General features: G+C 80.8%; 1 pseudogene. It reads left to right on the top strand.

Annotated elements, in window-relative coordinates:
- Positions 1-651, top strand: a pseudogene (locus tag K6I34_RS37785) (hypothetical protein); the annotation flags it as partial.

Raw genomic sequence — 651 nt, 5'->3', positions numbered from 1 at the left:
GGCTCCGCCCGCCGCCGCACCAAGCGCGGCACGGCGGCCCAGGAGAAACCCAGGCCCCTGCCGGTGCCCCGGCACCGCATCGGCCCCGTCCTGCAGGCCCTGCTGCTGCTCGGCCGCCGCTCCGGCCCCGCCGCGCTCGGCGGGCGCCTCGACGCCCTCGTGTACGCCGCGGAGGCCCTCTCCCCAGCCGGGCGCTCGGCCCTCGGCCGGGCCGCGGCCCTCACCGACGGGCAGGCGCGCGCCCTCCCCGACCCCGCCTGGTGGGCCGCCCACCTGCTCGGCGAAACGCTGCTGCGCGTCCCCGACGCCGCCCCCTACCTCGGCACCCTGCGGCTGCTCGCCGAGCGGATCACCGCCCGCTCGGTCGACCTCGGCGGTTTCGACAGCGACGCGCGGGGCGCCCTGGGCGGCCTCGCCGAGTTCGGCCCCTGGTTCTGGCTCCGGCTGCCCCTCGGCCTCGCCGACCGCCTCGACCTGCTGCGCCGCCTGCTCCCCGCCGACGGGCCGCCGCCGGGCGCCACCCAGCCGCACGGCCCGTCGGCGCAGATCCAGCCGCACTCCGGCGCGCAGGCGCTCCCCGCCGACCGCTTCCTGCCCGCCGTGGCGACGGTCCTCGCCGAGGACCCGTGTGCCGCGCAGCCCCTCGTCTGC

Source organism: Streptomyces sp. UNOC14_S4 (assembly GCF_020740835.1).
Classification (GTDB): Bacteria; Actinomycetota; Actinomycetes; order Streptomycetales; family Streptomycetaceae; genus Streptomyces.
This window is presented reverse-complemented; position numbering and strand designations above follow the sequence as displayed.